Source organism: Kitasatospora sp. NPDC038210 (assembly GCF_055600605.1).
On the sequence record NZ_JBVJYK010000026.1, the window covers coordinates 18336 to 43904 of the forward strand.

Annotated in this window: 25 protein-coding genes; 15 read left to right on the forward strand and 10 right to left on the reverse strand. The window is 72.2% G+C overall.

What is annotated here, in order from left to right; translation table 11 throughout:
* Positions 1 to 11: 11 nt before the first annotated feature.
* From ACZ7KX_RS34840 to ACZ7KX_RS34850, 3 genes are all read left to right on the forward strand, one after another.
* Positions 12 to 755, forward strand: coding sequence for a FadR/GntR family transcriptional regulator (locus ACZ7KX_RS34840; protein ID WP_470330068.1), 744 nt, complete (start codon positions 12 to 14; stop codon positions 753 to 755).
* Between the two features lie 218 nt (positions 756 to 973).
* On the forward strand, positions 974 to 2635 hold the full coding sequence (locus ACZ7KX_RS34845) for a beta-1,3-glucanase family protein (RefSeq protein WP_470329993.1): 1662 nt from the start codon (positions 974 to 976) through the stop codon (positions 2633 to 2635).
* Between the two features lie 186 nt (positions 2636 to 2821).
* Positions 2822 to 3616: a metal-dependent hydrolase gene (locus tag ACZ7KX_RS34850; protein WP_470330069.1), complete on the forward strand. Its 795-nt coding sequence runs from the start codon at positions 2822 to 2824 to the stop codon at positions 3614 to 3616.
* Between the two features lie 109 nt (positions 3617 to 3725).
* On the opposite strand, the gene ACZ7KX_RS34855 is transcribed toward ACZ7KX_RS34850, so the two are convergent.
* From ACZ7KX_RS34855 to ACZ7KX_RS34865, 3 genes are read right to left on the reverse strand one after another with little or no spacing between them, the layout of a single operon-like run.
* Positions 3726 to 4259 carry a hypothetical protein gene (locus ACZ7KX_RS34855; RefSeq protein WP_470329994.1) on the reverse strand — a complete coding sequence of 178 codons (534 nt, stop codon included), beginning with the start codon at positions 4257 to 4259 and terminating at the stop codon, positions 3726 to 3728.
* On the reverse strand, positions 4244 to 5869 hold the full coding sequence (locus ACZ7KX_RS34860) for an alpha/beta hydrolase (RefSeq protein ID WP_470329995.1): 1626 nt from the start codon (positions 5867 to 5869) through the stop codon (positions 4244 to 4246). Before ACZ7KX_RS34860 ends, ACZ7KX_RS34855 begins: the two co-directional genes overlap by 16 nt.
* A gap of 4 nt (positions 5870 to 5873) precedes the next feature.
* Entirely contained in the window at positions 5874 to 6275 is a 402-nt protein-coding gene (locus tag ACZ7KX_RS34865) for a WXG100 family type VII secretion target (protein WP_396548239.1), read from the reverse strand.
* Between the two features lie 539 nt (positions 6276 to 6814).
* Here ACZ7KX_RS34865 and ACZ7KX_RS34870 point away from each other — a divergent pair.
* The 4 genes from ACZ7KX_RS34870 (at position 6815) to ACZ7KX_RS34885 (ending at position 9931) form a co-directional block, all read left to right on the forward strand.
* Positions 6815 to 8392, forward strand: coding sequence for a peptidoglycan-binding protein (locus ACZ7KX_RS34870; RefSeq protein WP_470329996.1), 1578 nt, complete (start codon positions 6815 to 6817; stop codon positions 8390 to 8392).
* A gap of 17 nt (positions 8393 to 8409) precedes the next feature.
* Positions 8410 to 8799 carry a hypothetical protein gene (locus ACZ7KX_RS34875; RefSeq protein WP_470329997.1) on the forward strand — a complete coding sequence of 130 codons (390 nt, stop codon included), beginning with the start codon at positions 8410 to 8412 and terminating at the stop codon, positions 8797 to 8799.
* Positions 8796 to 9269, forward strand: coding sequence for a protease inhibitor I42 family protein (locus ACZ7KX_RS34880; protein ID WP_470329998.1), 474 nt, complete (start codon positions 8796 to 8798; stop codon positions 9267 to 9269). Before ACZ7KX_RS34875 ends, ACZ7KX_RS34880 begins: the two co-directional genes overlap by 4 nt.
* 203 nt (positions 9270 to 9472) lie before the next feature.
* Complete coding sequence (locus ACZ7KX_RS34885) at positions 9473 to 9931, forward strand: nitroreductase family deazaflavin-dependent oxidoreductase (protein WP_470329999.1); 459 nt, start codon at positions 9473 to 9475, stop codon at positions 9929 to 9931.
* Between the two features lie 442 nt (positions 9932 to 10373).
* Here the strand turns inward: ACZ7KX_RS34885 and ACZ7KX_RS34890 are convergent, their stop codons facing one another.
* Positions 10374 to 11375, reverse strand: a complete 1002-nt coding sequence (locus ACZ7KX_RS34890; protein ID WP_470330000.1) for a S66 peptidase family protein — start codon at positions 11373 to 11375, stop codon at positions 10374 to 10376.
* 220 nt (positions 11376 to 11595) lie between these two features.
* Here ACZ7KX_RS34890 and ACZ7KX_RS34895 point away from each other — a divergent pair, with 220 nt between their 5' ends.
* The gene (locus ACZ7KX_RS34895) at positions 11596 to 12996 is read left to right on the forward strand and encodes a M14 family metallopeptidase (protein WP_470330001.1); all 1401 of its coding nucleotides are present in this window, start codon (positions 11596 to 11598) and stop codon (positions 12994 to 12996) included.
* 182 nt (positions 12997 to 13178) lie between these two features.
* Complete coding sequence (locus tag ACZ7KX_RS34900) at positions 13179 to 13805, forward strand: hypothetical protein (protein ID WP_470330002.1); 627 nt, start codon at positions 13179 to 13181, stop codon at positions 13803 to 13805.
* A 97-nt stretch (positions 13806 to 13902) separates the two neighbouring features.
* Here the strand turns inward: ACZ7KX_RS34900 and ACZ7KX_RS34905 are convergent, their stop codons facing one another.
* Both ACZ7KX_RS34905 and ACZ7KX_RS34910 read right to left on the reverse strand, forming a co-directional pair.
* The gene (locus ACZ7KX_RS34905) at positions 13903 to 14577 is read right to left on the reverse strand and encodes a TetR/AcrR family transcriptional regulator (protein WP_470330003.1); all 675 of its coding nucleotides are present in this window, start codon (positions 14575 to 14577) and stop codon (positions 13903 to 13905) included.
* Positions 14574 to 16118, reverse strand: a complete 1545-nt coding sequence (locus ACZ7KX_RS34910) for an MFS transporter (protein ID WP_470330004.1) — start codon at positions 16116 to 16118, stop codon at positions 14574 to 14576. The genes ACZ7KX_RS34905 and ACZ7KX_RS34910 overlap by 4 nt, the downstream gene beginning before the upstream one ends.
* 261 nt (positions 16119 to 16379) lie before the next feature.
* On the opposite strand from ACZ7KX_RS34910, the gene ACZ7KX_RS34915 reads away from it, so the two are divergent.
* Both ACZ7KX_RS34915 and ACZ7KX_RS34920 read left to right on the forward strand, forming a co-directional pair.
* Complete coding sequence (locus ACZ7KX_RS34915) at positions 16380 to 17126, forward strand: hypothetical protein (protein WP_470330005.1); 747 nt, start codon at positions 16380 to 16382, stop codon at positions 17124 to 17126.
* The gene (locus ACZ7KX_RS34920; protein ID WP_470330006.1) at positions 17123 to 18427 is read left to right on the forward strand and encodes a nucleotidyl transferase AbiEii/AbiGii toxin family protein; all 1305 of its coding nucleotides are present in this window, start codon (positions 17123 to 17125) and stop codon (positions 18425 to 18427) included. Before ACZ7KX_RS34915 ends, ACZ7KX_RS34920 begins: the two co-directional genes overlap by 4 nt.
* A gap of 142 nt (positions 18428 to 18569) precedes the next feature.
* On the opposite strand, the gene ACZ7KX_RS34925 is transcribed toward ACZ7KX_RS34920, so the two are convergent.
* On the reverse strand, positions 18570 to 18974 hold the full coding sequence (locus ACZ7KX_RS34925) for a hypothetical protein (RefSeq protein WP_470330007.1): 405 nt from the start codon (positions 18972 to 18974) through the stop codon (positions 18570 to 18572).
* Positions 18975 to 19087: 113 nt separating this feature from the next.
* Positions 19088 to 19633, reverse strand: a complete 546-nt coding sequence (locus ACZ7KX_RS34930) for a hypothetical protein (protein WP_350520734.1) — start codon at positions 19631 to 19633, stop codon at positions 19088 to 19090.
* 145 nt (positions 19634 to 19778) lie between these two features.
* Between ACZ7KX_RS34930 and ACZ7KX_RS34935 the strand changes: the two genes are divergently transcribed.
* Positions 19779 to 20405: a hypothetical protein gene (locus ACZ7KX_RS34935; protein ID WP_470330008.1), complete on the forward strand. Its 627-nt coding sequence runs from the start codon at positions 19779 to 19781 to the stop codon at positions 20403 to 20405.
* Between the two features lie 120 nt (positions 20406 to 20525).
* Here ACZ7KX_RS34935 and ACZ7KX_RS34940 read toward each other — a convergent pair whose 3' ends face one another.
* Positions 20526 to 20819, reverse strand: a complete 294-nt coding sequence (locus tag ACZ7KX_RS34940; RefSeq protein WP_470330009.1) for a DUF1330 domain-containing protein — start codon at positions 20817 to 20819, stop codon at positions 20526 to 20528.
* Positions 20820 to 21001: 182 nt separating this feature from the next.
* Between ACZ7KX_RS34940 and ACZ7KX_RS34945 the strand changes: the two genes are divergently transcribed.
* Both ACZ7KX_RS34945 and ACZ7KX_RS34950 read left to right on the forward strand, forming a co-directional pair.
* On the forward strand, positions 21002 to 22078 hold the full coding sequence (locus ACZ7KX_RS34945) for a GlxA family transcriptional regulator (RefSeq protein WP_470330010.1): 1077 nt from the start codon (positions 21002 to 21004) through the stop codon (positions 22076 to 22078).
* A 314-nt stretch (positions 22079 to 22392) separates the two neighbouring features.
* Positions 22393 to 22617, forward strand: a complete 225-nt coding sequence (locus tag ACZ7KX_RS34950) for a hypothetical protein (protein ID WP_470330011.1) — start codon at positions 22393 to 22395, stop codon at positions 22615 to 22617.
* 70 nt (positions 22618 to 22687) lie between these two features.
* Here ACZ7KX_RS34950 and ACZ7KX_RS34955 read toward each other — a convergent pair whose 3' ends face one another.
* Positions 22688 to 23989, reverse strand: coding sequence for a helix-turn-helix domain-containing protein (locus ACZ7KX_RS34955; protein ID WP_470330012.1), 1302 nt, complete (start codon positions 23987 to 23989; stop codon positions 22688 to 22690).
* Positions 23990 to 24318: 329 nt separating this feature from the next.
* Between ACZ7KX_RS34955 and ACZ7KX_RS34960 the strand changes: the two genes are divergently transcribed.
* On the forward strand, positions 24319 to 25560 hold the full coding sequence (locus ACZ7KX_RS34960) for a L,D-transpeptidase (protein WP_470330013.1): 1242 nt from the start codon (positions 24319 to 24321) through the stop codon (positions 25558 to 25560).
* The last annotated feature ends 9 nt before the right edge of the window (positions 25561 to 25569 follow it).

Sequence of the window (25569 nt, forward strand, 5' to 3'; positions counted from 1 at the left end):
CCGGCGTGGACGTGGACGAATCACGCGAGCGAGCGCGGCTCGACTGGCAGGCCGGAGCGATCTTCCGCCCGGTCCGGACCGGCAACGCCTTCGAGGAGACCGTCGAGCGGCTGCTCCAGGCGATCAAGCTCGGCGTCTTCGGCCTCGGCGACCGACTGCCCGCCGAACGCGACCTCGCCGTCCGGCTCGGCGTCAGCCGGGAGACCCTGCGGGAGGCGCTGCGCACCCTGCAGCAGGCCGGCTGCGTCGAACCCCGCCGCGGCCGCTACGGCGGCACCTTCGTCACCTACCGGATGCCCGCACCGGACGTCGCCGACCTGCGCCGCGCGGCCCGCGACCTCGGCGGCTCCCTGGAGGACGCGCTGACCTACCGTCAAGTCCTGGAAGCAGGAGCCGCCGAAGCCGCCGCCCGTCATCCCCTCACCCCCGACCAGCGGGCCCACCTGGAGAGCCGGCTGGCCGACCTGGAGGAAGCCCCGCCGGAGCAGTACCGCCAGCTCGACTCCCGCTTCCACCTCGCCATCGGCGAACTCACCGGCTCCCCGTCCCTCGCCGCGGCCATCGCCGAGGCCCGGATGCGCCTCAACGACCTGCTGAACGCCATCCCCATGCTGGACCGCAACATCGAACACGCCGCCGAGCAGCACCGGGCCATGGTCCGGGCGATCCTCGACGGGGACGGCGACGCCGCCCGCCGCGCCACCGAGGAACACCTCGCCGCGACGGCCGCCCTGCTGCGGGGCTTCCTGGCCTGAGGCGTGGGACCGCCGAGCGCAGTCCGGCGCGCGCCGCAGCGTTCGAGAAGTCGACGGAGCGCCCAGAGCGTTCAAGAAATCAACGGACTCCGACTTAAGAGCCACTTATGGTTACGGACATTGACGTGTCCGGGTCCGAGCGGGAGGGTGATGGGCAGGCGGGCGCAGCGCGCGGCTCCTGCCCTCCCCCCTCCTCCTCCACCGCTCCCGGAGTCCCCGTGATCACTCGCAGGACCATGCTCGGCGCCTCCGTCGCGGCCCTGACCGCGCCCGCGCTGGTCGCCGCCCTGTCCCGGCCGGCCGACGGCAGCACCACCCCGCAACGCCTCGACGTCGACCTCGTCAACACCGTGTCGTCCCAGCCGGTCCACGCCTACGTCCTCGGCCTCGACCCGGCCCAGGGCAACAGCTGGGCCTTCCTGCGCTCCGACGGCAGCACGCTCTACCACCCGCCCTCCCCGAGCGCCCCGGGCGCACCCCTCGGCGCCGACTGCGCCATCGCCCTGAACGCGCCCGGCGGCACCCCGCGGCGGATCCGGCTGCCGTACCTCTCCAGCGGCCGGATCTACTTCTCCGTCGGCCGCGAACTGGTCTTCCGGATCAACCCGGGCCCGGGCATCGCGCTGCCCTCGGTGAGCAATCCCACCGACCCCAACATCGCCACCGCCTACGGGTTCTGCGAGTTCACCTACGGCCCGGACCAGCTGTACGCCAACATCAGCTACGTCGACTTCGCCGGCGTCCCGATCGCGTTCGACCTGACCGCCGGCAGCGCGCGGCAGCACGTCAGCGGCCTGCCCGCCGGCGGTCTGGAGTCCGCCGCCAACGCGCTGCGCACCCAGGCCGCCGCCGACGGCGGCGACTGGGCCCGGCTGATCGTCCCGGACCCCGCCGGCCGGACCCTGCGCATCCTCAGCCCCAACACGGCGATCAGCGCCGACCCGTCACTGTTCAACGGCTACCTCGACGGCTACCTCACCGCCGTGTGGCAGAAGTACCAGAGCACCGACCTGGTCGTCGACACGCAGGCCGGCTGGGGCACCGTCACCGGCCGGGTCCGCGACGGCGTCCTCACCTTCCCCGGCGTCGGCGGCTTCGCCAAGCCCTCCACCGCAGCCGTCTTCAACTGCAGTTCGGCACCGTTCACCACCGGCAACGACCTGATGGGCAACCTGAGCGCACGACTCGCCGCCGCACTGAACCGCACCACCCTGCTCGACGACCCCCACCAGCCGGACGGCGAGAACCCGGCCGCCTTCTACACCGCTGCGCGCACCAACCACTACGCGCGCGTCCTGCACGCCACCAACCCCGACCACCTCGGCTACGCGTTCCCGTACGACGACGTCCACCCGGCCGGCGTGGACTTCGAGGGCAAGGTCCAGTCGGCGAACCCGACCCTGCTGACCGTCACCGTGGGAGGCACCCAGGGCCCGGTCGACCCCGGGCCGTCACCGCAACCCGGCGGCGGGACGAGCGCCTTCGGCACCGTCCGGGCCGAGTCCTACAGTGCGCAGTCCGGCACCGCGCTGGAAACCTGTGGCGACACCGGCGGCGGCCGCGACGTCGGCTGGATCGCGAACGGCGACTGGCTCGCCTACGCCGGCGTGGACTTCGGCAGCTCCGGCGCGACCCGCTTCCAGGCCCGGGTCGCCTCCGGCGCCGCACCCGGCGTCAGCGGACTCGTCCAGGTCCGGCTGGACAGCCCGACCGCCGCACCGGTCGGCAGCTTCGCCGTCGCCGGCACCGGCGGCTGGCAGGCCTGGCGGACGGTACCCGCCGACATCGCCCGGACCACGGGCACCCACACGGTGTACCTCACCTTCGCGAGTGGGCAGAGCGCCGACTTCGTCAACCTCAACTGGTTCACGTTCGGCTAGGCACTCGCTGGGGCCCGGACGGGTCCGGACGGGTCCGGACGATCGGCCGGTCCGGGCCGTCCGGGGCGGCGAGCACGAGCGCCGTCGCCTCGAACGGGCGAGATCAAGAAGTGATCATGGGCCGATATGCTCATTTCCCGTCAGGTGCCGCTCCGGCCCTGGTCGGAGCGGGAAGGCGGGATCGGCATGATGGGACCGGCGCACGCGCTGTCGGGTGCGGCGGCGTGGCTGGGGGTCGGCGCGGTCGCGGCCGGCATGGGCGAACCGATGCCGTGGCCGGTGCTGGTCGCCGGCGCCCTGATCTGCGCGGGAGCGGCGCTCGCCCCGGACCTGGACCACAAGGCGGCGACGATATCGCGGGCCTTCGGCCCGGTGTCGCGCTGGCTGTGCGAGGTCATCGACAAGCTCTCCTACGCCGTCTACAAGTCGACCCGGGGCAAGGGCGATGCGCGCCGCTCCGGCGGCCACCGGACGCTGACCCACACCTGGATCTGGGCGGTGATGTGCGGCGCCTCGGCCGCGGGCATCGCGGTGTACGGCGGGCGCTGGGGCGTGCTGGCCGTGCTGTTCGTGCACATGGTGCTGGCCATCGAGGGGCTGCTGTGGCGGCACGCGCGGGTCTCCAGCGACGTGCTGGTGTGGCTGCTCGGGGCGACCAGCGCCTGGATGCTGGCGGACGTCCTCGACCGGCCCGGCAACGGTGCGCAGTGGCTGTTCGACCAGCCGGGACAGTCGTACCTGTGGATCGGGCTGCCGATCGCCCTGGGCGCGCTGGTGCACTGCATCGGTGACGCACTCACGGTCTCGGGCTGCCCGATCCTGTGGCCCATCCCGATCGGCCGCAAGCGCTGGTACCCGATCGGCCCGCCCAAGGCGATGCGCTTCCGGGCCGGGAGCTGGGTCGAGATCAAGGTGCTCACGCCGGTCTTCATGGCCCTGGGCGCGGTGGGCGCACTGCTGGGACTGGGCCTCGTCGGCTGACGACGCCTCCCCGCGCCGACCTGTAACGACCTCTGCCGACCGTCAGCCCCCACCGCGCGGGCTGACGGTCAGCTGCCCTCCGGTTGTTCGGGTCGCTTCACCTGGCCCCTCACCTCGTGGGTGGCTTGGTGCCGTTGGGCCAGACGCAGGGGGAGGAGAACCCGATGGTCAGGGTGGTGGTCCAGTCGCCGCCGTCGTAGATGGAGGCGGTGAAGCCGTCCTTCGGGTTTTCGAGCGAGATGTTGTCGGGTCGGCTGCTGGTGACTTTGAACCCGGCAGCGGTGAGGTGGTCGCGGAAGGCGTCGAAGGTCGCGGTGTGGTGGTCGGCCGGGATGCCCCGCAGGTAGCGCGACGTCACGGCCATCATCCGGCCGTCCTCCTCCGAAGGGGCGTCGTCCTTGAAGCAGTAGGCGCCGTTGTCGCGGTCGGTGACGGCGGTCACCGGCTGGGGGAGGGCGGCGAAGGCGTCGGCGAAGTATGTCGCGGTCTTCTGTTTCGCCTGCTCAAGGGTGATCGTCGGATCGCCCTCCGTACCGGTAGTGGTGCAGGAGGTGGACGTCAGGAGTACGGCAACGGCCGGCAGTGCCAGCCGCGCCGCAGTGGCGGAGCGGCGGCGGATCCCCTTCGTCATGACGGCTGCCACGTGCCGACGATGACCTTGCCGAACTCCTTGATCGCGTCTCCCGTGGGATTCCAGTAGTGGGAGTGGTCGCTGTTCCCGGCGTTCAGGTGCCGGGCGCCGAAGTCGGGCTCCATGGGGTCCTCCCTGAACCATCCGGTCTGCGCCGTGGCCGCGATCCCGGTGTCCTCGCTTCCCCGGGCGACGTACACGTGGGACGGGTCGAGGTTCAGCTCGCTCGCGTGGTCGACCCCGACGCCGGGGCTGCCGACGAGGACGACGTCGTCGACGGGCGGCTTGAGATGGCTCATGGTGTAGCCCACCGCGACGGTTCCGTAGCTGTGGCCCATGAGGACGTTGTGCGACGGTGCGCCCTGGTGGGTCGAGCGCAGGCCGACCTGGAAGCGGGCCAGGTCCTGCTCCGCGCCCTCGGCCCACCTGTCCATGGCGGCATCCGGGAACTTGTTCTGGGGCGCGTCGTAGCCGACCCACGCGATCGCTGCCGTGGACTTGGTGTGGTCCGCGATTCCGGCGGCCTTCGCCATCTCGTCCGCCTTGTCGATGTCGCCGCCGACCGTGCCGAACCTGGACGTGGTGCCGGGGACGAAGGTCACGACGTTGTCGGCGGTGTCGGGGTTGTTGACCGAGACGATGGCCCGGCCCCTGCCGTTGGCGTCGAAGCCGAGGAGGAAGGCCGGCGTGTTGCCGCGGAAGGCCAGCTTGTCGCCTCCCAGGCGGCTCTCGATGTCGGCGATCCCCCTGAGCTTGTCCCGCAGGTCGATGTTCTTGGCGTCCCAGGCCATCCAGTCCGGATTGGTGACGGCGCCGTTCGCCCCGGCGATCTTCTGCGGCGGCTCGGGGCCGAGGTGGTCGAGCTGGGTCTGGAGGTCCTGCTTGACCTGCTTCAGGCGGATGCGGTTGGCCTCGTCACGGGCGGTGGCGGGGACGCCGTCGAGGTTGCCGACCCGGTCGGGGTAGTCGTGGATGAACTTCTGCCGCTCGCTGTCGCTGAGACCGTCCCACCACTTCTTGACGTCGGCGGGCGCGGTGCCCGCGGGCGGTACCTGCTCGCGGCCGGTCTGGGCGGCCAGGTCCTGGGCCGCGGTGGCGGCGTCCAGGCCGGTGCCGTTGCTCGCGTTGGTGGCGAAGTGGTTGAGCCGGGCGCTGATCTCCCGGTCCGCCTGGTCGGCTTCGTTGAGCGCGGTGGTGATGCGGTTGCTGATGGCGATGGCCGTCGTCTCGGCACCGGCGCCCGCGTAGTTCGCGGACGTCGGCTCGTTGTCCCAGGTGATGCGGCCGTCGGGGGCCACGGTGAGCTTGGCGGCCTTGGCGTCGTCGAGGGCGTAGACCAGGTGCGACTGCGCCAGCGCGAACTGCTCGGCGGCCTTGGCGAGCGCCTTGCCGACCAGGTCCAACTCGGTGTGCGCGGACTGCAGTTCGGTGCCCAGGAAGCGGATCCGGGCCTGCGCGTGGTCGGACGCGGTACCGGACCAGTGCGAGTTGGCCAGCCGGTCGGCGACCTCGTGCTGCCAGGACTCGATGTGCCGGCCGAAGGCCGAGTAGAGCGCGTCGAACGCGTTCTTCGCGATGGTGATGTTGATGACGTCGGCGTCGTACAGCGTCTTGATGTCCACCGGGCTACTCCGTGGCCTTCGCACTGGAGGGCTTCACGGGGCCCGGTACGACGGCCGTGCCGAACGGGTCCGGCTCGTCAGGCACCGGCGCGGCCGGGTTCCGCATGCTCTGGTGGACGTCCTTCTCGACCTGACGGTAGTAGGTGGCCGTCGTGCCGAGTTTGGTGCCGACGTCGCCCATGTCACCGGCGAGCTTGTCCAGCAGCGTCTTCCAGTTGGTGCCGCAGTCCCGCACCGCCGCGGCCGTCAGCCACCCCTGCAAGGTGCCCGCAGCCTGGTTGCACGGCTCCGCGAGCTTCGACGTCTCACCCGGTATCAGACCGCCGATGTGCTGCGCGCTCTGTCCACAGCCGTCCAGTTCGGCCGGATTGACCTTGAACTGCAAGCCGGCATCAGGATCTGCCACGTTCTTCCCCCCGGTTGTCCCCCCGTGTCCCGGGCCCGGCGTCCTGCCCGGTTCCGAGAGCGTTCAGTTTCGGATATTAACGGATCGTTGATCTGCAGGGGCGATTATTGAGCGGGCTCGATCGGGCACGATCTGCCATGTTTCCCCCATTGCCACCGGACCCGGCGTAATGCCTGCTTCCGGGAGCAATCGACGTCGGATGGAAACAGGTCGTCGAACGGTTCCGGGTGGGCATCGACGGGGCTCCGGGCGGTCGTCGGCCGGCCGGCCGGCCGGCTGGAGGGTCGGGCCGCCGGGCGGGGCGGGATCCTGTGATCGTTCCGGAGAGATCCGGGGGGTTGTGCGTGCGTTGTGCGCCCGTTGTGCGCGTGCCCATCGACGTGCTGTTCCTGCAGGTCGGAGGGGTCCGGGTCGGCCGCTATGCTGTCCGGCGGTCTTCGGGCCGCATGACGGGATATCGGGGGAGATGTCATGGACAGCGACGGTTCCGGGACGGGCCGGGGTGTCGGCCGGCCGTACCGGCGGCAGGGGGCCTGACGGTGCCCGACCACGATGCGCACCCGCTGGGGGAGAAGCCGGGCAGTCAGCGCCAGCAGGCCGAGCGGCTGAAGAAGACGATCGACGAGTCCCACGGCATGTGGGGCGCCGGCGACCTCAAGTACGCCGTCCACGACGCCCTGCAGCTCGCCGCCCCGAAGGGGGACGCGGGCAAGCTCGGTGAACTCGCGGCCGCATACACCGCGGCGGTCGGGCAGATCGACGAGATCCAGATGAAGGTGGAACGCGTCGGCTCGCAGCACCTGCCCGATGCGTGGACCGGCCAGGTCGGGGAGAAGGCGGCCGAGGTGGTCAAGGCCTCCGCCGACGACCTGACGCACTGTCGTGACGCGCTCGGCCAGGGGCGGCTGCACCTCACGACGCTGGCCACCGCCCTGAGCGAGGCGCAGGCCCTGCACGGGCAGGGGGCCGCGCCGCTGGGCGAGGCGCTGAGCCTGCTGCACGAGATCACCGTCGCCGGCGCGCCGGACCTCGTCCACTGGGACGACGACACCATGCACACCGCGCACGCGAAGGCGAAGGACGGCATCAAGTCCATCTTCGACGCGGCGGTGAAGGCCGAGACCGCCGGCCGCGCGGCCGCCCGCGAGCTGAACGCGCTGGCGGGCAAGGCGCTCGCGGGCAAGTTCACGAACAAGGGCCTGGGCGCGGCCGACAAGCTGGTCCTGGCCGACGCGGCCACGGCCGGGAACCAGAGGTACGGCAGCATCCTCACGGCCACCGACGCCACCAGGGCCGCCCAGTTCATGGACAAGATGAGCGAGGCCGACCGGGCCCGCTTCGACCAGTTGCTGGCCGGCAGCAAGTCCCCCGAGGAGCGCGCCTACCTGATGAAGGCGCTGGCCGCCGGGCACGGCTACGACGAGATCAAGGCCTTCGACGACCAGATCCACGAGCACGCCGACAGTCCCGGCTGGCTGGCCGAGCGGATCTCCCCGGTACAGCTCGACGCGACCTCGTCCCAGGCCACGGACACCGGCTACCGGGGCGTCCCCTGGAACCAGGGCAACCACGACACCTGCGTGGCCGCCTCGACGGTGACCGCCCGGGCGATGGTCGACCCGCTGTTCGCCTTCCAGCTCACCACCGGCGGCCACCCCGGAGATCCGGCGTACGACAACGGCCAGGCCGCGAAGGAGCGTTGGGACCAGGAGACGAACCGCGTCTACGACACCCGCGGCTGGTGGCACCGGATGAGGGGCGGGATGACGCCCTGGGAGTCCACGGACGTCGCCGACGACGAGATCGGCAAGCACACCGGCACCGAGTACCACACCGTGGACCTGGAGGGCCCGGAGCAGCGCAAGGACGTGCTGGCCCGGGTCGAAGCGGCGGTCGACCAGGGCAAGCCGGTGCCGATCGAGGTCAAGGAGGACACCTGGTTCGTGCCGGGCCGCCACCAGATGATGATCATCGGGCACCGCGGCGACCAGCTGGAGATCTACAACCCCTGGGGCTACACCGTCTGGGTGAGCGAGGACGACTTCGTCCACAACCACATGGGCGGCGCGACCAAGGGCCGGCTGCCCGTCGCCAACAACGTCAGCATGCCCAAGTGAACCGGCAAGGAGCAGAGTTGAGCACACCCCAGCCCATGAGCGACGCCCGGCTGGCCGAGCTGGACGTCGAGGTGCTGCTGCGCTTCGGCCTGCCGGCCGCCGGCCCGCACCGCGCCACGCTGTTCGGCGACGGCGCGGTGGCCGCCGCGATCACCGTGGACAGGCTCGGTGTCCTGCCGCGCGCCCTGGTCTTCCTCGGCGAGGTGGTCCGCTCCGGCGGCACCCGCTACGCCGCCGCGCTGCCCGAGCCGCTGCCCGGCCCCGCGGCGGCGGTGGCGCGCGGCTGGCTGGAGGCCGCCTCGATGGTCGTCGGCGATCCGACCGGGGACCTGCTGGTCGCCCGCTGGCTGGACGCCGTGGCCACCGTCCTGGCCCTGCGGGTCACCCACCGGGAGACGACCTCGTGAAGAAGTGGCAGCGGATCCTGCTCGTGCTGGTCGCGGTGCTCGCCGTCGCGGGCACGGCGGGCGCGGTGGCGATCCACCGGATGACGACCGGCAAGCTCGACCACGGCACGGTGGTCACCGCGACCACGGGAGAGATCACCGTCCGACCGGGCGAACTCTTCTCGATCGAGGTGGGGGCGTACCGGACGGCCGGCGACATCTGGACGGTGGCCGATCCGGCGCCCGACGCCGCGGTGGTGCAGACCGTCGGCGACGAGTACGTCAGGGACTTCGGCGTCGGGGACCTGCTCGACTTCGGCGAGATCGGCGCTCTCGGCTCGGGCGGCCACTACTACTTCGTCTTCCGCGCCGCCCCGAACCCCGGCCGGACCACCGTCACCCTGCACGTCGACTACCGCGACCAGGACGACATGACGTTCTCCGGCGGGCCCGCGCAGACCAGGCGCCAGTTCACCGTCCGGGTCGCCTGACGGCGACCTCGCGCATTCCCGGCGTTCCGGCGGGACCGCGTCCCGGCCGCCCCGGGCTCCCGGGCCCTCGGTGTTCGGCGTCCCGGGCGTCCCAGCCATTCGCTTGAAGTTGTCGGCGGAGCGGCAACGGCGCCCTCTCCGTCGTGCGGGGTCTGTGCTGGACTGTCCCGGCACGGTCCGTAGACGACAACGGGGTGACGGCGATGCCTCTTGAGGGCGAGTACGATCCGAGTCCGGCACAGTGGGTGCGCGAACAGGTCGAGCTGTACGAGAGTTCGGGCGGCACGCAGGGGACGACGCTCCGGGACACCGGCCTGCCGGTCGTCATCGTCACGATGCGCGGCGCGAAGAGCGGCAGGATCCGCAAGATTCCGCTGATGCGCGTGGAGCACGAGGGGCGGTACGCGGCGGTGGCCTCGAAGGGCGGCTTCCCGCGCCACCCGGACTGGTACTTCAACCTCAAGGCCGAGCCGCAGGTGGAGCTCCAGGACGGTCCCGAACGTCGGCGCATGACGGCCCGCGAGGTCACCGGGGACGAGAAGGCGCAGTGGTGGCAGCGCGCGGTCGCCGCGTATCCGCCGTACGCCGAGTACCAGGAGAAGGCCGACCGCGTGATCCCGGTCCTCGTCCTCGAACCCGACCCCCAGGACCGCCACCGGTGAACACCTGAGGAGACGCCCGCGCAGGGCGCTCCGAAATCGAACCTCCGTCCGGCGGCTGAGCGGCTGACCTGCGGGAATGCCGTACGAGCCCTACGCCGTGTTCCTGGAGGTGGGGCTCGGCCGGGAACAGGACACGGACGGCTGGCAGTCGGCCGGCCGGGTCGTCACCCACCGACGGGCTGATCGACCTGCTCTGGAACGGCAACCCGCCCGCCCCGGCCCGCGGCACCGTCCACACGTACGTCGGACGGCTGCGGGCCAGGCTGCGCCCGTACGGCGTGGTGATCGAGACCAGGCACGACGGGTACGCCTCGCACCCGGCCGGTACGCCGTCGACGTACGGGAGTTCGGCCGACGGCGCTGGTGCAGCCTGTCGACCTGCGGCACCCGGCCGTCCTCCTGAACCGGCCGTCCCGCTGACCTGTCGTCGGCCGCAGTCCCGTCATCGCGCGGGCGCCACCGCCGGTTCGAGCAGCGACAACGTCCGCTGCTGCGCATCGAGGGCGACGCGGATGCCGACCGGCATCGGCAGGTTCGGGCCGGCGTGCCCGAACTCGACGTTGCCCAGGACCGGGACGTCCCGGTCGCCGAGGACGTCGAGGACGATCTCGCGGAGGGTCGGTGACGAGCCGGGTTCGAGGCCATCGATCCCACGCGGAACGCCCACGACCATGCCCGAGATCCGGTCGAGGATGCCGCAGTGCCGCATCACCTGGAGGTAGCTCCACACGTGCGACGCCAGGCCGCCCATCTCCTCCCAGAACAGCACCGCGCCGTCGAACCGTTCGAGCGGCAGCGCGAAGGGCGTCGCCTGCGCCAGCACGATGCGGTTGACCACCCCGCCGATCAGCCGGCCTTCGGTGCGACCGGGGCGCCAGCACTCCCACGACGGGCTCGCGGGCAGCGCACCGATCGGCTCCGGACGGGTCAGCAACCTGGCGTAGAGCTCTTCGAGTTGTTCTCGGCGTGCCGCCGGTGCGGACTGCCAGTTGCCGCCGAAGCCCGGGACGGCCATGTCGGCGTGGAACCCGACCAGGCCGGTGCGCTCATGGAGCACCAGGTGCAGCAGTGAGATGTCGCTGTAGCCGAGGATCGGCTTGGGGTCGGCCCTGATCGCCTCGACGTCGATCAGGTCGAGGTAGCCGAGCGCCGTCTGACCGCCGTCACTCGCGACGATCGCGCGCACCTCGGGATCGCGCAGGAGGCCGTTGAGCTCGGCGGCGATCTCCGCGGGCGTGGCCGCGCTCCACCAGTGGCGGCGTCCTGCTTCGAGCAGCGGAGCCCGGCGCACGCGGAACCCCATCCGTTCGAGCACCGTCACCGTCCGATCGACGTTGGGCTCGTAGGCGGCCGGCAGCGGACCGGACAGCGAGGCGATGACGACGAGGTCCCCGGACCTCAGGGCACGCGGTCGGAGCGGTCGAGGCAGTGCGGAACCGGTCATGGCGCCAGTGTGGCCGGTGGCACCGGTGGGGTCACCCGATTTTCGCCGGCCGTCCGTCCCGGCGCGCGCCGCTCCCGCTGCGACCACGGGATCCGCGCGAGCCGGGGAATCGGTCTTTCCGATGCCTTGACGAACGCATGACACTGACGGACCATCAAGCTGGCGCGCGCCGAACCTCCTCCACCGTTCCGCCCCCACGGACCCCCACAGGAGGACAGTCATGCGACTGCCCCGCCGAGGGAAGCCCGCCGCGGCCACCGCCGTCCTGCTGGCTCTCGCCCTCGCCACCCCGATCACCGCCCGGGCGGCCTCCCCCGACCGCCCGTCGGTGCCCGCGTCCGCCACCGCCGCGGACACCGGGACCGACAACACCGTCACCGGCACCGACAGCACCGACAACACCCGGCAGTACCGGATCGACGGACCGCGCACCGTCGCCGAACGCACCGCCGTCGCCGCGACCGGCGCCTCCGTCGACGCCGTCCTGCCCGACGCCGTCGTGGTCACCGCCGACCCGGCCGAGGCCGACCGGCTGCGCGCGCTCGGCTGGTCGCCGGTCGCCCTGCCCGGCCCCCGCTACGGTTTCGGGGCCGGTACCGACGGAGCGCCCGGCGTGGCCTACGACTTCCCGCAGGCCGACTCCGGCTACCACAACTACGCCGAGGCCACGGCCGACATCGACGCCGTCGTCGCCGCGCACCCCGACATCATGAGCAAGCGCGTCATCGGCACCTCGTACGAGGGCCGGCCGATCGTCGCGGTGAAGATCAGCGACAACGTCGGCACCGACGAGAACGAGCCCGAGGTGCTGTTCACCGCCCACCAGCACGCGCGCGAGCACCTCACCGTCGAGATGGCGCTCTACCTGCTGCACGAGTTCGGCGACAAGTACGCCACCGACAGCCGCATCGCCAACGCCGTCAACAGCCGCGAGATCTGGGTGATCCCGGACCTCAACCCGGACGGCGGCGAGTACGACATCGCCACCGGCCGCTACCGCAGCTGGCGCAAGGACCGCCAGCCGAACCCCGGCAGCAACAGCGTCGGCACCGACCTCAACCGCAACTGGGACTACAAGTGGGGCTGCTGCGGCGGCTCCTCCGGCTCCACCTCCAACGAGACCTACCGGGGCGGCGCGCCGGAGTCGGCCAAGGAGACCAAGGTGGTCGCCGACTTCGTCCGCAGCCGGATCGTCGGCGGCAAGCAGCAGATCACGGCCGCCATCGACTTCCACACCTACAGCCAACTGGTGCTCTGGCCGTTCGGCTGGACCACCGCCGACACCCCCACCGGCATGACCGCCGACGAGTACAACACCTTCGCCACCCTGGGCCGCACCATGGCCTCCACCAACGGCTACACGCCGGAGCAGTCCAGCGACCTCTACATCACCGACGGCGCCATCGACGACTGGCTGTGGGGCAGCCAGCGGGTCTTCGCCTACACCTTCGAGATGTACCCCGGTCCGAGCGGCAGCGGCGGCGGCTTCTACCCGCCCGACGAGGTCATCGGCCGTGAGACCAGCCGCAACCGCGAAGCGGTCCTGCGCCTGGTGGAGACGGCGGACTGCGTCTACCGCGCGATCGGCAAGCAGCAGCAGTACTGCGGCATCCCCGCCTGACCGGCTGCCCGACCGACCGCCCGTCTCCGTACGGGTCGTGCCCGGACCGCCGAGCGGTCCGGGCACCACGGCGTTCGCGGGCCTCGTGGCGGAGCCTACGGTGCCCGGCCGTCCTGGACACCACGCGGAGCCTCGCGGCCTGCCGGCGGCCGGTGTCGGTGACGGCCCGTACGGTGTGCCGCATGGGACGGGAACGTGCCGCACGTGCCGAGCGCTTCGGTCCGCTGCCCGGGCGGGTCGGCCACGTGGGCGGGATCGAGTCACTCACCCTCGACGGGCGGCGCCACTACTTCGGCTTCGACTACCGGAGCGACCTGGTCGTCTCACCGCTGATCGACGACCCGGGCGCGATGGCGGCCTTCGCCGCCGAGCACATGCGGCAGACCGACGGCAGTCACGACGAGGCCTACTGGGCGGGCCTCGTCGCCGACGCGGTCGGGACGTCGGGGCTGGTGTCGCAGGACGCCGAGCGGGAGTTCACCACGGCGGACCTGCGCGCCGACCTGCCCGGACCCGGGAGCCACCTGCTCTACCTGCTGGACGCGGCCGGTGAGTGGGACGACGCGTGCCCCCTGCCGCCGGAGGCCCGGCAGGCCTGTGCGCGACTGGGGTTCGACGAGGACGACCTCGCGGAGTGCGTCGACGAATGCCTGCGGGCCCTCGGGGAGGGCGGGGCACCGGGGGAGGGCGGCCGGTCGGACGAGTGGACGGTCGTCCGCTGCTACGTCGCGTCCGCGGTGACGCACCTGCCCGGCAACTGGGCGCTGCTCTTCGCCCCGCTCGCGGAGGCCGTCGCCGTGCGGGAATGAGCCGTTGGCCGCTCCGGGAGGGAGCGGCCGACGGCGGGTCGGGAGCGGCCACCGGGCGGGGGCCTGCCCGGAGGGGCGGACCGCCGGGCGGGGTGGCCTACCGGGCGGGGCGGCTCGCGGCGAGCAGGTCGGACAGGAGGGGGAGCAGGTCCTCGGGGTCTGCGGCGGCGAGTTCGTCGAAGGCGCCGCCCGAGCGGGCCAGGATGACCCCGACGAACGCGGCCGCCGCCAGTTCGGCCCGCAGCTGCGGCCGGTCGACCTGTTCGGCGGTGAAGCGGTCGTGCAGGGGCTGGACCAGCCGCTTGCGGAGGTAGGCGCGGGCTTCCTGCTGCACCTCGGTGTTGTCGCCGGGCAGCACAGCGGCCTGGAAGGTCGGGCCGGGGCCGCGCTGGGAGAAGCGCTCCAGCAGGTGGCGCAGCCGGTCCTCCACCAGGAGGTCGGCCGGTGCCGCGCCGCCCAGCTCGACCCGTACGGTGGCCAGGTAGAGCTGTGTCTTGCCGCCGAAGTACCGGGCGATCAGGGCCGGGTCGACACCGGCCCGTTCGCCGATCTCGCGGGTGGTGGTGCGCTCGAACCCGCGCTCGGCGAAGAGTTCCAGCGCCGCCTGGACGAGGAGCTCCCGGCTGCGGGCGGCGTCCCGGCGCCGGGGTGCGGAGGCCGCCGGTGCCGTGGCTTCCGCTGCTGCGCTCTCCGGCACGCCGCCGTCCGTGACGGGGACGGACCGGTCGGTGTCAGGGACGGACCGGTCGGCCGAAGGGGTTTCGTCGGTCACCGCTCGGCTCCGGCCCGCCGCGCGGGCACGTCGCTCTCGCCGGCCACGCCGTCGGCGATGCTCTCCTCCACGATCAGCTCCTCGTCCACGACCGGTTCCCCGTCCGGGACCAGTTCGTCATCCACGCGCGCGCCCCGGCGGGCGGCGGTCGCGGCACCGAGCCGCGGCAGGACGATCGTAGCCAGGCCGATCACCACCCACACCGCGCAACCGATCAGGGCCGCGTCCCGGTAGCCGCTGTCGCCGGGCAGCTGCCGGCCCGGCTCGGTGTGGGCCTGGAGCACGGCGCCGCACAGCGCGCTGCCGGTGGAGTAGCCGATGTAGCGCAGCACCTGGTTGAAGCTGACCGAACTGCCGACCTCGTGGGCGGGCACCGCGTTGACGATCAGCCCCGGCATCACGGCGAAGGTGCAGCCGACGCCCAGTCCGGCGATGCCCATCACCACCAGGAGCTGCCAGAGGTGGTCGCGGGCGAACAGGAAGAACAGCATCGAGACGAGCGAGACCGCGCAGCCCAGCGGGAGCACCAGGGCGGAGGAGGTGCGCCGGGCGAGGCCGGGGACCACCTTGCCGGACAGCAGGCTGACCGCCGAGAACGGCACCAGGACGAGGCCGGCGACCACCACCGAGGCGCCGAGGCCGTAGCCGGTGGCGGTCGGGGTCTGCACGTAGCGGATCACCAGTGACATCAGCAGGTACATCCCGACGCCCGCGACCAGGCCGGCCACGTCCGCGGTCAGGACGACGGGGTTGCGCAGCGCGCGCAGGTCGACCAGCGGGTGGGCGGTGCGCAGCTCGTGCCACACCCAGCCGACCAGCAGCAGGACGGAGGCGACCGCCACCGTCCACAGCCGGGCGCTGCCCCAGCCCCAGGTCTCGCCCTCGCTGAGCACGAGCAGGAGGCCGACCAGGGCCAGGCCGAGCAGCACCGCGCCGAGCGCGTCCAGCGGGTGCCGCTCGCGCTCCGCCGTCGAGGGCAGGACCAGGGCGGCCAGCAGCAGGGCCAGGGCGCTGATCACGGCGCCGAACCAGAAGCCCGCGTGGATGCCGAAGGCCTCGGCGATCAGGCCGGTGATCGGGTAGCCGAGGCCGACGCCGGCGACGGTGGTGACGGAGAGCAGCGCGACCGTCGAGCGGGAGGCCGCGGCGGGCAGGCTGTCCCGTGCGGTGGCGATGGCCAGCGGCGTCAGTCCGAGCCCGAGGCCCTGCAGCGCGCGCCCCGTGACCAGCCAGCCGAAGCCGAGCGGCAGCGCGGCCAGCACGCTGCCGATGACGACGGCGGCGGCGGTCGCGAGCGTGACCGTACGGCGGTGCGGCCCGTCTCCCAGACGGCCCAGGACCGGGGTGGCCACCGCCCCGACCAGCATCGTGATGGTCAGCGACCACTGGGCCTCGGAGAGCGAGACGTGGTCGACGGCCGCGATGGTGGGGATCATCGGTGCGCCGAGACTGCTGATCACCGCCACCACGGCGCTGAGGAACACCAGGACGGGCACCAGGGCCCGCTCACGTCGTATCGGCAGGCCCGTCGGGGTTGGCACGGACGCATCCTCCTTCGTCGGTTCGTCGGTGGCCCGGAGTCCCACCGCTGATGTCATCGCATGATGTCACCAGACGATGTCATCACATGATGACATGATGCGGTGGCGGCGTCGAGGCAGTACCCAGGGCGGCCGGGAGACGGGCCGGAGGGAGCAGGGGCGGGGCGGGGCGGCGCGGCGCGGGACACCCACCTCTCGTCGGCCACCGCTGCGCGCCGGCGGCATGAGCCGTTGTCAGAGGCGCTTGGCAGGATGCTCCCCATGCTCGCCACGCTCGCCACTCGTCCTGACCCACGGCCCACCGCCCGGCCCGTCCCGTCCGATCCGCCCGACGTCCGGGGGGACTTCGAGGTGCACCTGACGGTGGGGCCCGGTGCCGCGGACGCGCTGGCCGCGTGGGCCGACGACCACGGCGTGAAGTTCACCCACATCCTGCTGGACCGCGGTGCGTCGCCCTCGCAGCCGATGCTCACCCTGCGCGCCGGCGGCACGCTGGAGGAGGTCGCCGCGGAGACCGCCCGCGTCACGGGCCGGCTGGACCGGGCCGGGTTCACCGTCCTGCGGGCGAAGATCGAGGCCACGCCGTGGTCGGAGGGCGTCCCGGCCTCGGACGAGGACGCCGTGCGGCACGGGGCCGGACGGTACTTCGAACACCACGTCAAGCTGCTGCTTCCGGGCCCGACCCGGGAAGGCGGGGACGCCGGACGGCGAGCCCGCCTCGCCGAACTGGTGGACCGGCACGCCGCGCACCTGTCGCGCAATCCGCGCCGGGTGCGCGAGGACGGCCGGTGCGAGTGGTTCGTGACGCAGCGGTGCCGCCTCGTCGGCCTGGACACCGCGGGCCGCCGGCTGGCGGCACTGCTGGGGGACCTCGCGGACGACGGCCGCGACGTGGTGTCGGTGGAGCGCGAGTTCGTCGTCGTGGACAGCGACGAGGCCCTGGACGCGGGGTGGATAGCCGAGCCCGGGCATGGTGCCGGGCCGTACGGAGAGGGAGAGCCGAGATGACCGGGGACCAGTCCCAGCCGCAATCGCAGCCGCAGTCACCCGTGGGGTGGGAGGACCTGGAGTACGGCCCGTGGCAGGGCGTCGTGCTGCCCAGGCGGCCGCCGTCCGAGGACGTCCGCGAGGACCGGGACCTGCCCAGGAGCATCCGTCCGATCGACGACGAGGCGGTGAGCCAGCAGCCGGTCTTCGACCCCGCCCTCGCCGGGTACAGCATGGCCCTCCGGCCCAGCGAACCGGCCTTCGCCGACCCGGAACTCGCCGAGCCCTGGCTCGCCGCGCGGCGCGAGGCGCTGAACACCGTTCTGTCCGCCGTGGCCGAATCGCCGTGGGCGGACCACCTGGTGCTGCGCGGAAGCATCCTGCTGCGGGCCTGGTACGGGGAGCAGGCACGGGAGCCGGGTGACCTGGACTTCGTGGTCCGCCCGGTGGAGTGGGAACTGGAGGACGAGCGCACCGACCGCATGCTCGAAGAGCTCGCCGCCGGCGCCGAACGCCTCTCGGGCACGGTGCGGCTGCACGCGGACCAGGCGGTCAGCGACGAGATCTGGACGTACAGCAGGATTCCCGGGCGCAGGCTCGTCCTGCCGTGGTCGGCGCCGGGCGTCCCGGGCGGGACGGTCCAGCTGGACTTCGTCTTCACCGAGCACCTGCCCGTCGAACCGCAGGCCTACCGCCTCCCCGGCGTCACCGGCCCGCTGCTCGCCGCCACGCCACAGCTCTCCCTCGCCTGGAAGATCCTCTGGCTGGTGTCGGACAACCACCCCCAGGGGAAGGACCTCTACGACGCGATCCTGCTCTCGCGCACCGCCGAGGCGCCCTACGACCTGCTGCGCCAGGTCTTCACCGGATCCGACGAGAACTGGTCGCGCTGGCCGCTCCTTCCGCAGCAGATCAGCGGACTCTACGTCGACTGGGACGAGTTCGCCAAGGACTACCCGCAGTTCGCCGGGCCCGTCGAGGAGTACCCGGCGGAGCTGCTCGCCGCGCTCCGCCCGACCTTCGCCGACCGTGGAGAGTACGCACTGCGCGCCCGGTGGCTTGCCCCGTTGACCGAGGAGCTGCGGGACGTGCTGGCGAGTGAGGGCATGGACGCGGTCCAGCAGCGGCTGGACCGGCACCACCTGCCCGCGGAGAACACCCTGGTGGTCACCTGCGAGCTGCTGGACGGCGACGTTCGGGGCGCCTTCCGCACCGTCGCCGACCGGTCGGACCGGGCGAACCGCAGACTGGTGGAGGCCGCCGACCGCTTCGTCGTGGAGCTCACGGGTGACCGCGCGGCGGACGGCAACGCCGACGGCTGACGGTCACGGGGCACTGATCCGTACCGCTCCCGTGGCCGGTGATGCCGGCCACGGGAGCGGTACGGGGGCCCGACGGGAGACGGTGCAGCCCGGCTGTCGCAGCCCTGCCGCCCGCAGCCCTGCGACCACCAGCCGTCGACGGTCAGAGCGCGTAGGGCCAGACGCTGGTGGTGTCCCGTGCGACACGGACCTCGACCCACGACCCGTCGACACCGTCAGGCAGCGGCGGGCGGCCGCCGCCGGCCTCGGCGAGCTCGAACATGATCAGTGCACCCCCCACGTCCAGGACGGCCACGCCGTCCTCGTCGAGGCTCAGGACCCCGCGCAGCACCGTGTGATCGCCGTCCTCGCGCACCTCGGGCGTGGCCGACAGGCTCGGCCGGGCGTTCCCGGCCCAGACGACGTCCTCGTCCACGGTCCACTCGACACGGTGCTCCCGGCCCACCGCCTCAGCGGCTCCCCGCCAGATCACCACCGCGCTGCCGACGGCCGAGCGTACCCGAACGAACATCGGCTCCGCCGGGGCCGACGGCACTGCTTCCACCATGACCAACACCCCGCCATCATCCACGATCCACCCGGCGGCGGCGCCACACGGCTGCACCGGACGGCGGGAGAACCCGCTCGCGGCCGTGGCCGCCGCCGGGTTCCGTTCCCCGGTCAGTCCTCCTCGTCCAGTTCGGACAGTGCGTCGGCGACGAGGCGGGTGGCGAAGCCGTGGTCGTTGTTGCCGGCGACCCGGTTGATGTGTTCGGCGAGCAGCACGGCCAGGGCCTCCAGGGGGTTCATCTCGTCCCCGGTCCAGGGCCCGTACTGCGCCCGCCACAGGGAGGGGCTCAGGCCGGTGCCGGCGGCGATGAGCAGACCGGCCATGATGGGGACGACCTCGGGGCGGAAGGTCCTGGGCATCATGCGCATCGTGGCCACCAGGCTGGGCACCACGTACTCCACGACGTCCTGCTCCTGGCGTTCCAGCGTTCCCCGCAGCCAGTTCATGAACACGTAGATGAGGGTGCACGTGCCGTCGACCAGCTCGTCGAGGCCCGTGGCGCCGAGGGAGGCGGCGAACTGCTTGATCATCCGCTCCTGTTCGGAGTCCGTCCCCGTCTTGCCGTCGTAGACGGCCTTGAGCCGGGAGTCGACGACCATGAGCGCGGCGCTCACGTCGCCGACGGGAGCGAACTGGGGGTCGCAGGGCGATGACACGGGACTCCTCCGCTGGCGGCTACGAAACGTGACACTGCACGTTCGCAGCGTAGTCCGTCCACCGCCCCGGGTCAGGCGAATCCTGAGGAAGGGTCGTGCGACGGCCGCCCGGGGACTGTCGGTGGGGGGCGTTAGGGTCCGGTCCATGGACGCAGACGAAGCCCGCTGGTACCGGATCGCCGATCTCCTGCCGGAGCCCGCGCGCCAGGAGGTCAAGGACTGCTGGCTGATCGGGGAGCAGGAGTGCGGGCTCGACCTGCTCGTCGGGGGGCTGCTCGCCCGGCAGGTCCCGATCGGCGGGGCGGACCGGGCGCAGATAGCCGTGCTCGCCGAGCAGTGGGGCGGGCGCGGGCACCTGACGCCCGGCATCCTGCGCTGCCCGGACGACGGCGTGCCCGCCCCGGTGCGGCTCCTCGACGCGGAGGGCCACGGCGGCGCCGCGGGCGACGGTCAGGGTGCAGGCGGCGGGAACGACGGTGGCGGTGACGGTACGGCCGGTGACGGTGCGGCCGGCGGTGACGGGGTCGACGTGGTGACGGGCTGGCGCGAGCCGGAACTCGCCGACCTGCTCCTGGTGCCGTGGATCGAGTGCACCCGCTGCGGCCGGGTCCTGCTGCGCGCCCACAGCTGGGAGCCCTGGGACGACCTCTCCTACCTCGCCGAGTACTACGTCATCAGTACCTCGGACTACGACACCGCGCTGCGGATCCTCCCCTTCGGCGCCGTCGGCGAGGCCTTCGCCGAACTCCTGCACGGCTGCCCGGAGTACTAGGCAGCCGCGTGCGTGGTGACGCCACCGATGAGCCGACAAATCCGAAACAGGACAGTCGGGACGTCAGTCGGTTCGAAGGGTCGGACCCCACAGGCGGCGTCACCATGAACGTCATCACTGTCAGTCGATGCCTTCGACGATGCGGAAGTCGCGCTCGAAGCCGTCGGGGAGGGCCACCAGGGCCTTCTGGTACGCCTCGCTCTCGTGTGTCGCGACGGCCTGTTCGAAGCTGTCGAACTCGATCAGAACGACGCGTGAGGTGATTCCGGCTTCGTGGGCGACGACTCGGCCGTCGCGGGACAGGACGCGCCCGCCGCCGGCCCGGACGGCCGGACCGGCGAGTTCGTTGTAGGCAGTCAGGCTCTCGGGGTCGGAAATGACGGGGTAGACGCTGGCCCAGTAGCCCTTGGCCATGGAAACCTCCTGTGCTCGGTCGGACGGGTCCGACTGCGAATGGACACTCGGATCGATCGATCCCGACGAGGGCTCAGGAGATCGAGGTCCTCAAGGTCTCCGTCGAGGTCGTGCCTCGATCCTTGCCGTTCCAGCCCGGCCCCGACCATGGCGGAAAGGTCAGCCTCCGATACATTCACGCCATGCCCGTCGACCACGCCGCCCCCGGTACTCCCGGCGCCCGCGACCCAGCCGGTCGCACCGTCGAACCGGATCGCGCGCTGCGCCCGGGACCGCGGCCCGGGGCCCACAAGGTGGTCGTCCTCGTACTCGACGGGATCTACCCCTTCGAACTCGGCATACCTCAACACGTCCTGGGCTCCGTCGGTGACCGCTACGAGGTGGTGACCGCGAGCGTGGACGGGAAGCCCGTGCGCACCGTCTCGGACCTGACCGTCACCCCCGGGCACGGCCCCGAGGTGCTGGCCGAGGCGGACACCGTGATCATCCCCGGGTACGCGATCAGCCGGGGATCGGCCGCCGCCACGGACCCGAAGGCCCTGGACGCGCTGTCCGGCGTCCGGCCCGGCACCCGTCTGGTGTCGATCTGCAGCGGTGCCTTCCTCTTGGCCGCCACCGGTCTCCTCGACGGGCGTCGGGCCACCACCCACTGGGCGCTCAGCGACCGCTTCCGGGAACTGTTCCCCCGGGTCGAGCTCGACACCGACGTTCTCTTCGTCGACCACGGCGACGTGTTGACCTCGGCGGGGGCGGCCAGCGGCTTCGACGTCTGCCTGCACCTGCTGCGCCAGGACCACGGCACCGAGGTCGCCAACCAGGCCGCCCGCTTCTGCGTCATGCCGCCGTACCGGGACGGCGGGCAGGCGCAGTACATCGAGCGGCCACTGCCGCCGACGGGCGCAACCGGCACCGGGCCGACCCGCGACTGGGCCCTGCAGCGGCTCGAACTACCGCTGTCGCTGGACGAGTTGGCCGCGCACGCGGCGATGAGTACCCGTACCTTCGCCCGGCGCTTCAAGGAGGAGACCGGTCTGAGCCCCGGCCGCTGGCTGATCTCGCAGCGGCTGCGGCGGGCCCGGCACCTGCTGGAGTCCAGCGATCTGCCGGTGGAACGCGTCGCCCACGAGGTCGGGTTCGCCACCGCCACCTCGCTGCGACGGCACCTCGCGGCGGAGGCCGGAGTCGCCCCGTCGGCGTACCGTCGCACCTTCCGTGCCCCGGATCCGGCCGCCGGCGGCGCGGGCTCCGTTCCCGCCTGAAGCAGCCGGGAGGGGTCGAGCGACCGAAGCGACCCGGGCGCGCAGTTGTGGCGGCGACGCCCGGCTGCGCCCGTCGGCGACATCGATCGGCGCACGTCAGGAATTCCTCGGCGAAACCCGCACAGCCGTCCGGACTGCATTCTCCGTCATGTTCACGGCACAAATGGCCGCGGTTTCCGGATGCGCCCCCGAATGCGCCCCTCGGCACGCCGTGAATGCACCTCCCGCGCCAGTCGGGTGATACTGACTCGATTCTTCCCGCCTGCTACGTTGATTTCCGCCGCGGACGCACCTCCGTCGAATTGGGGGAAATCATGGTCGACTATCACGAGTACACCGTGGAGATCTACGACGCCAACGGGGCACTGGAGCACACGCTCCACATCCACGACGACCACCACCGGGCCCACGGGTTCAACACGCAGGGGACGCTGAAGAACGTGCAGATGCTCGTTTCGATCGCCGCCAATGCGCTCAAGATCGCTCCGGCGAGCATCAAGGGATTCCGGTACGCGGGCAAAGTGATCAAGAGGAATTAGCCGGCGCAATCCTTCGGAGCGGTCCGCCGGGACACCCGACGGACCGCTTCCGTTTCCCGCCGCCCGGTCGTCACTGCCGGAAAGGGCTCGGCTCCCAGGCCTTCCCGCCGATCGGATAGCTGTACAGCGGCCGGCCCTTGACCGCGCTGGTGCGGAACGGCGTGCCGTCGCCGAGGCCGATGGGCAGCGTGCCCTTCCGGTTGCCGCTGGACCACTCCAGTTCCAGGTACCAGCTGACGTCGTGGGCGACGGTCTCGGCATTGACCTGGATGACCTCCGGGTCGGCCTCGCTCACCTTGACCGGCAGGCCGGTGCTGCCCTCGCTGACGACCGGACGGGGGCGGGCAGCGTCGAAGTCGATGTCGTAGGACTTCTTGTCGACCCCGCCGCCGCAGCCCTCGCCCATGGAGTAGGCGTTCCAGGCCAGCGGGGCCGCGATCCGGGCGACGCGGACGTTCAGGGCGGTCAGTACCACGGTGTCGCTGCCGGTGCCCTGCACGGCGAGCTCGATCGACTGGTAGTGGCCGGGGACCGCGCCGACCCTGGCGGCCCAGGCGGAGACGTCCGCCACCGCGGGCGGCCTGGGGACTTCCGACGGCGGGCGGTTGACCACGTACTGGTCGCATGCGCTGACCCAGCCGGACGGGCGGACCGTGACGGTGATCGGCGCGCTCGCTCCCTGGTCGGCGGCGGCGGTCGACCCCGACGGGGTCGCGCCCGCGGTGACCGGCGCGGCCGTGGCGCCGGGAATCGGGAGCGGGGCCGGGGATCCGGTGGACGGCCCGGCGTCCGCCGCAGGGGCGGGAGCGGACGCGGGGCGACCGCCCCGGTGGGGCCCGAGGCCGGTGGCGACGGCCCCGATGGTGGCGAGCACCGCGGCAGCCGTCACCGCGGCGAGCACACCCCGGCGCACGCGCCGGCGTGGCGGTACGGCGGGGGTGCGTGCCGGGTCGGCCGTCCCGTCCTCCGCGACGCTTCCCGCGGCCGGTGGCGGTTCCGGTACGGCCTGCGGTTCGGCCTCCGCCTCCGGCTCCGCTTCCGGTGCCGCGGGGGCCACCGCTGCCACGGGCCCGGGGGTCGCAGGACCGGGTGCGGGCGCCTGCCGGTTCCCGCGCGTCGCGTGGGCGATGACCCACAGCCGGTAGAGCTCGGTGCGCTCCTCCGGTGTCGCCCGGCACAGTCGCGCGAGGCGCTCCAGCGGGTCGTACTCCACCGGCATCACGTCGCCGTTGCAGTAGCGGTGCAGGGCCGACGTGCTCACGTGCAGCCGTTTCGCCAGCGCGCCGTAACTGAGCCCCGACCGGCTCTTCAGCTCCTGGAGCAGCCGCCCGACCTCGTCCGCCGCCGTCAAATCCCCGGTCCCCTCTGGCACTGGTCCTCCACCCGCTCGTGCACTCCTCGGTGATCGCGCCCCCGGCTCCGGCCGTCGCCGACCGCCGGGCCACCGGGGCGCCGGCTGACGTGGGCTCCGGCAGACAAGCACGCTGCAGACCGCCCCGCGGTTCCCCCGGGGAGGCCGGCGGCACCGGCCGCGCCCTCCCGGCGTCCCGCGGGATCGTCCCGCGAGCGCGTCCCAGGAAGGTTACATCTTCGCAGGTCACAGGGGGTGGAAGCGTCCCAGCGTCCCTGATCGGCGGCCCGCCGTTGCGGCGGGGACGAACCGGCGCACAAGCTTCCGGCGAACACCGAGAGGGAGCGACTGTGAGCACTGTTCGGGCGGCCCGGGCCGCGATACGCACCAACGACCGTTTCCACCGCGGCGCGGTGGCACTGGCCATGGGCGGGGTCCTGCTGATGTCCGCTGCCTGCGGCGACGGCCAGGGCGGGGGCGACGGCGCTCACGCCGCCGCCTCCGGCACCCCCGGCGGGGCGGCCGCCGCGGCGACGCCCAAGACGTCGACCGCGGTGCTGGACGTCGAGCCGAAGGACGGGGCCCAGGGAGTCGCACCGACCGCCCTCCGGGTGTCCGTCTCCCAAGGCAAGCTCACCACCGTCGACGTGACCGACAAGGACGGCAAGCCCGTCCCGGGCTCGATCACCCCGGACGGCACCGACTGGAAGCCCGCCGCGGCGCTCGCCCCCGGCACGGCGTACACGGTGAACGCCCAGGCGAAGGACGCCGACGGTCTGCTGTCCGCGGCCACCAGCGCCTTCACCACCGTCCCGCCCGGCAAGCAGGTGTCCACCAACGACAACATCGCCGACGGCCAGACCTACGGCGTGGGCATGATCGTCAAGGTGGACTTCAGCACGAAGGTCGTGAACAAGGACGCCGTCGCCAAGGCCATCACCTTCGAGACGGACAACGGCACCGAGGTGAAGGGCCACTGGTTCGGCGACGACCGGCTCGACTTCCGTCCGGCGGACTACTGGAAGCCGGGGACCAAGGTCACCATCCACTACCGGTTGAAGAACGTCGAGGTCGCCCCCGGCGTGTGGGGTGACGTCGACAAGGACGAGCCGTTCACCATCGGCCGCTCCCAGATCTCCACCGCGGACGCCGCCACGCACCAGATGACGATCGTGCGGGACGGCAAGTCCACCACGGTGCCCGCCACCCTCGGCGACGACAAGCACGCGTCGTGGGGCGGCACCATGGTGATCATGTCCAAGGAGAAGGTCACCCACATGAACTCCCAGACGGTGGGCCTCGGCAACGAGTACGACATCCCCGCCGTCCCGCACGCGATGCGGCTGACGAGGAGCGGCACCTACCTCCACGGCAACTACTGGTACAAGGGCGACCCGTTCGGCAAGGCCAACACCAGCCACGGCTGCGTCGCGCTCAAGGACGTGGAGGGCGGCAGCGACACCTCCCCCGCGGGGTCGTTCTTCAACAGCTCGATGATCGGCGACGTCGTCACGGTCGTGAACACCAAGGAGAAGACCGTCTCGCCCGACAACGGCCTCGGCGGCTGGAACCTCACCTGGGCCAACTGGTAGCACCCGCGG

Excerpts from the sequence above, each read along its gene's own strand:
- ACZ7KX_RS34945 (WP_470330010.1), top strand. The coding sequence starts at position 21,002 with ATGCCCGTCGACCACGCCGCCCCCGGTACTCCCGGCGCCCGCGACCCA.
- ACZ7KX_RS34850 (WP_470330069.1), top strand. The coding sequence starts at position 2,822 with ATGATGGGACCGGCGCACGCGCTGTCGGGTGCGGCGGCGTGGCTGGGG.
- ACZ7KX_RS34925 (WP_470330007.1), bottom strand. The coding sequence starts at position 18,974 with ATGGTGGAAGCAGTGCCGTCGGCCCCGGCGGAGCCGATGTTCGTTCGG.
- ACZ7KX_RS34950 (WP_470330011.1), top strand. The coding sequence starts at position 22,393 with ATGGTCGACTATCACGAGTACACCGTGGAGATCTACGACGCCAACGGG.
- ACZ7KX_RS34885 (WP_470329999.1), top strand. The coding sequence starts at position 9,473 with ATGCCTCTTGAGGGCGAGTACGATCCGAGTCCGGCACAGTGGGTGCGC.
- ACZ7KX_RS34935 (WP_470330008.1), top strand. The coding sequence starts at position 19,779 with ATGGACGCAGACGAAGCCCGCTGGTACCGGATCGCCGATCTCCTGCCG.
- ACZ7KX_RS34900 (WP_470330002.1), top strand. The coding sequence starts at position 13,179 with ATGGGACGGGAACGTGCCGCACGTGCCGAGCGCTTCGGTCCGCTGCCC.
- ACZ7KX_RS34915 (WP_470330005.1), top strand. The coding sequence starts at position 16,380 with ATGCTCGCCACGCTCGCCACTCGTCCTGACCCACGGCCCACCGCCCGG.
- ACZ7KX_RS34920 (WP_470330006.1), top strand. The coding sequence starts at position 17,123 with ATGACCGGGGACCAGTCCCAGCCGCAATCGCAGCCGCAGTCACCCGTG.
- ACZ7KX_RS34890 (WP_470330000.1), bottom strand. The coding sequence starts at position 11,375 with ATGACCGGTTCCGCACTGCCTCGACCGCTCCGACCGCGTGCCCTGAGG.
- ACZ7KX_RS34895 (WP_470330001.1), top strand. The coding sequence starts at position 11,596 with ATGCGACTGCCCCGCCGAGGGAAGCCCGCCGCGGCCACCGCCGTCCTG.
- ACZ7KX_RS34940 (WP_470330009.1), bottom strand. The coding sequence starts at position 20,819 with ATGGCCAAGGGCTACTGGGCCAGCGTCTACCCCGTCATTTCCGACCCC.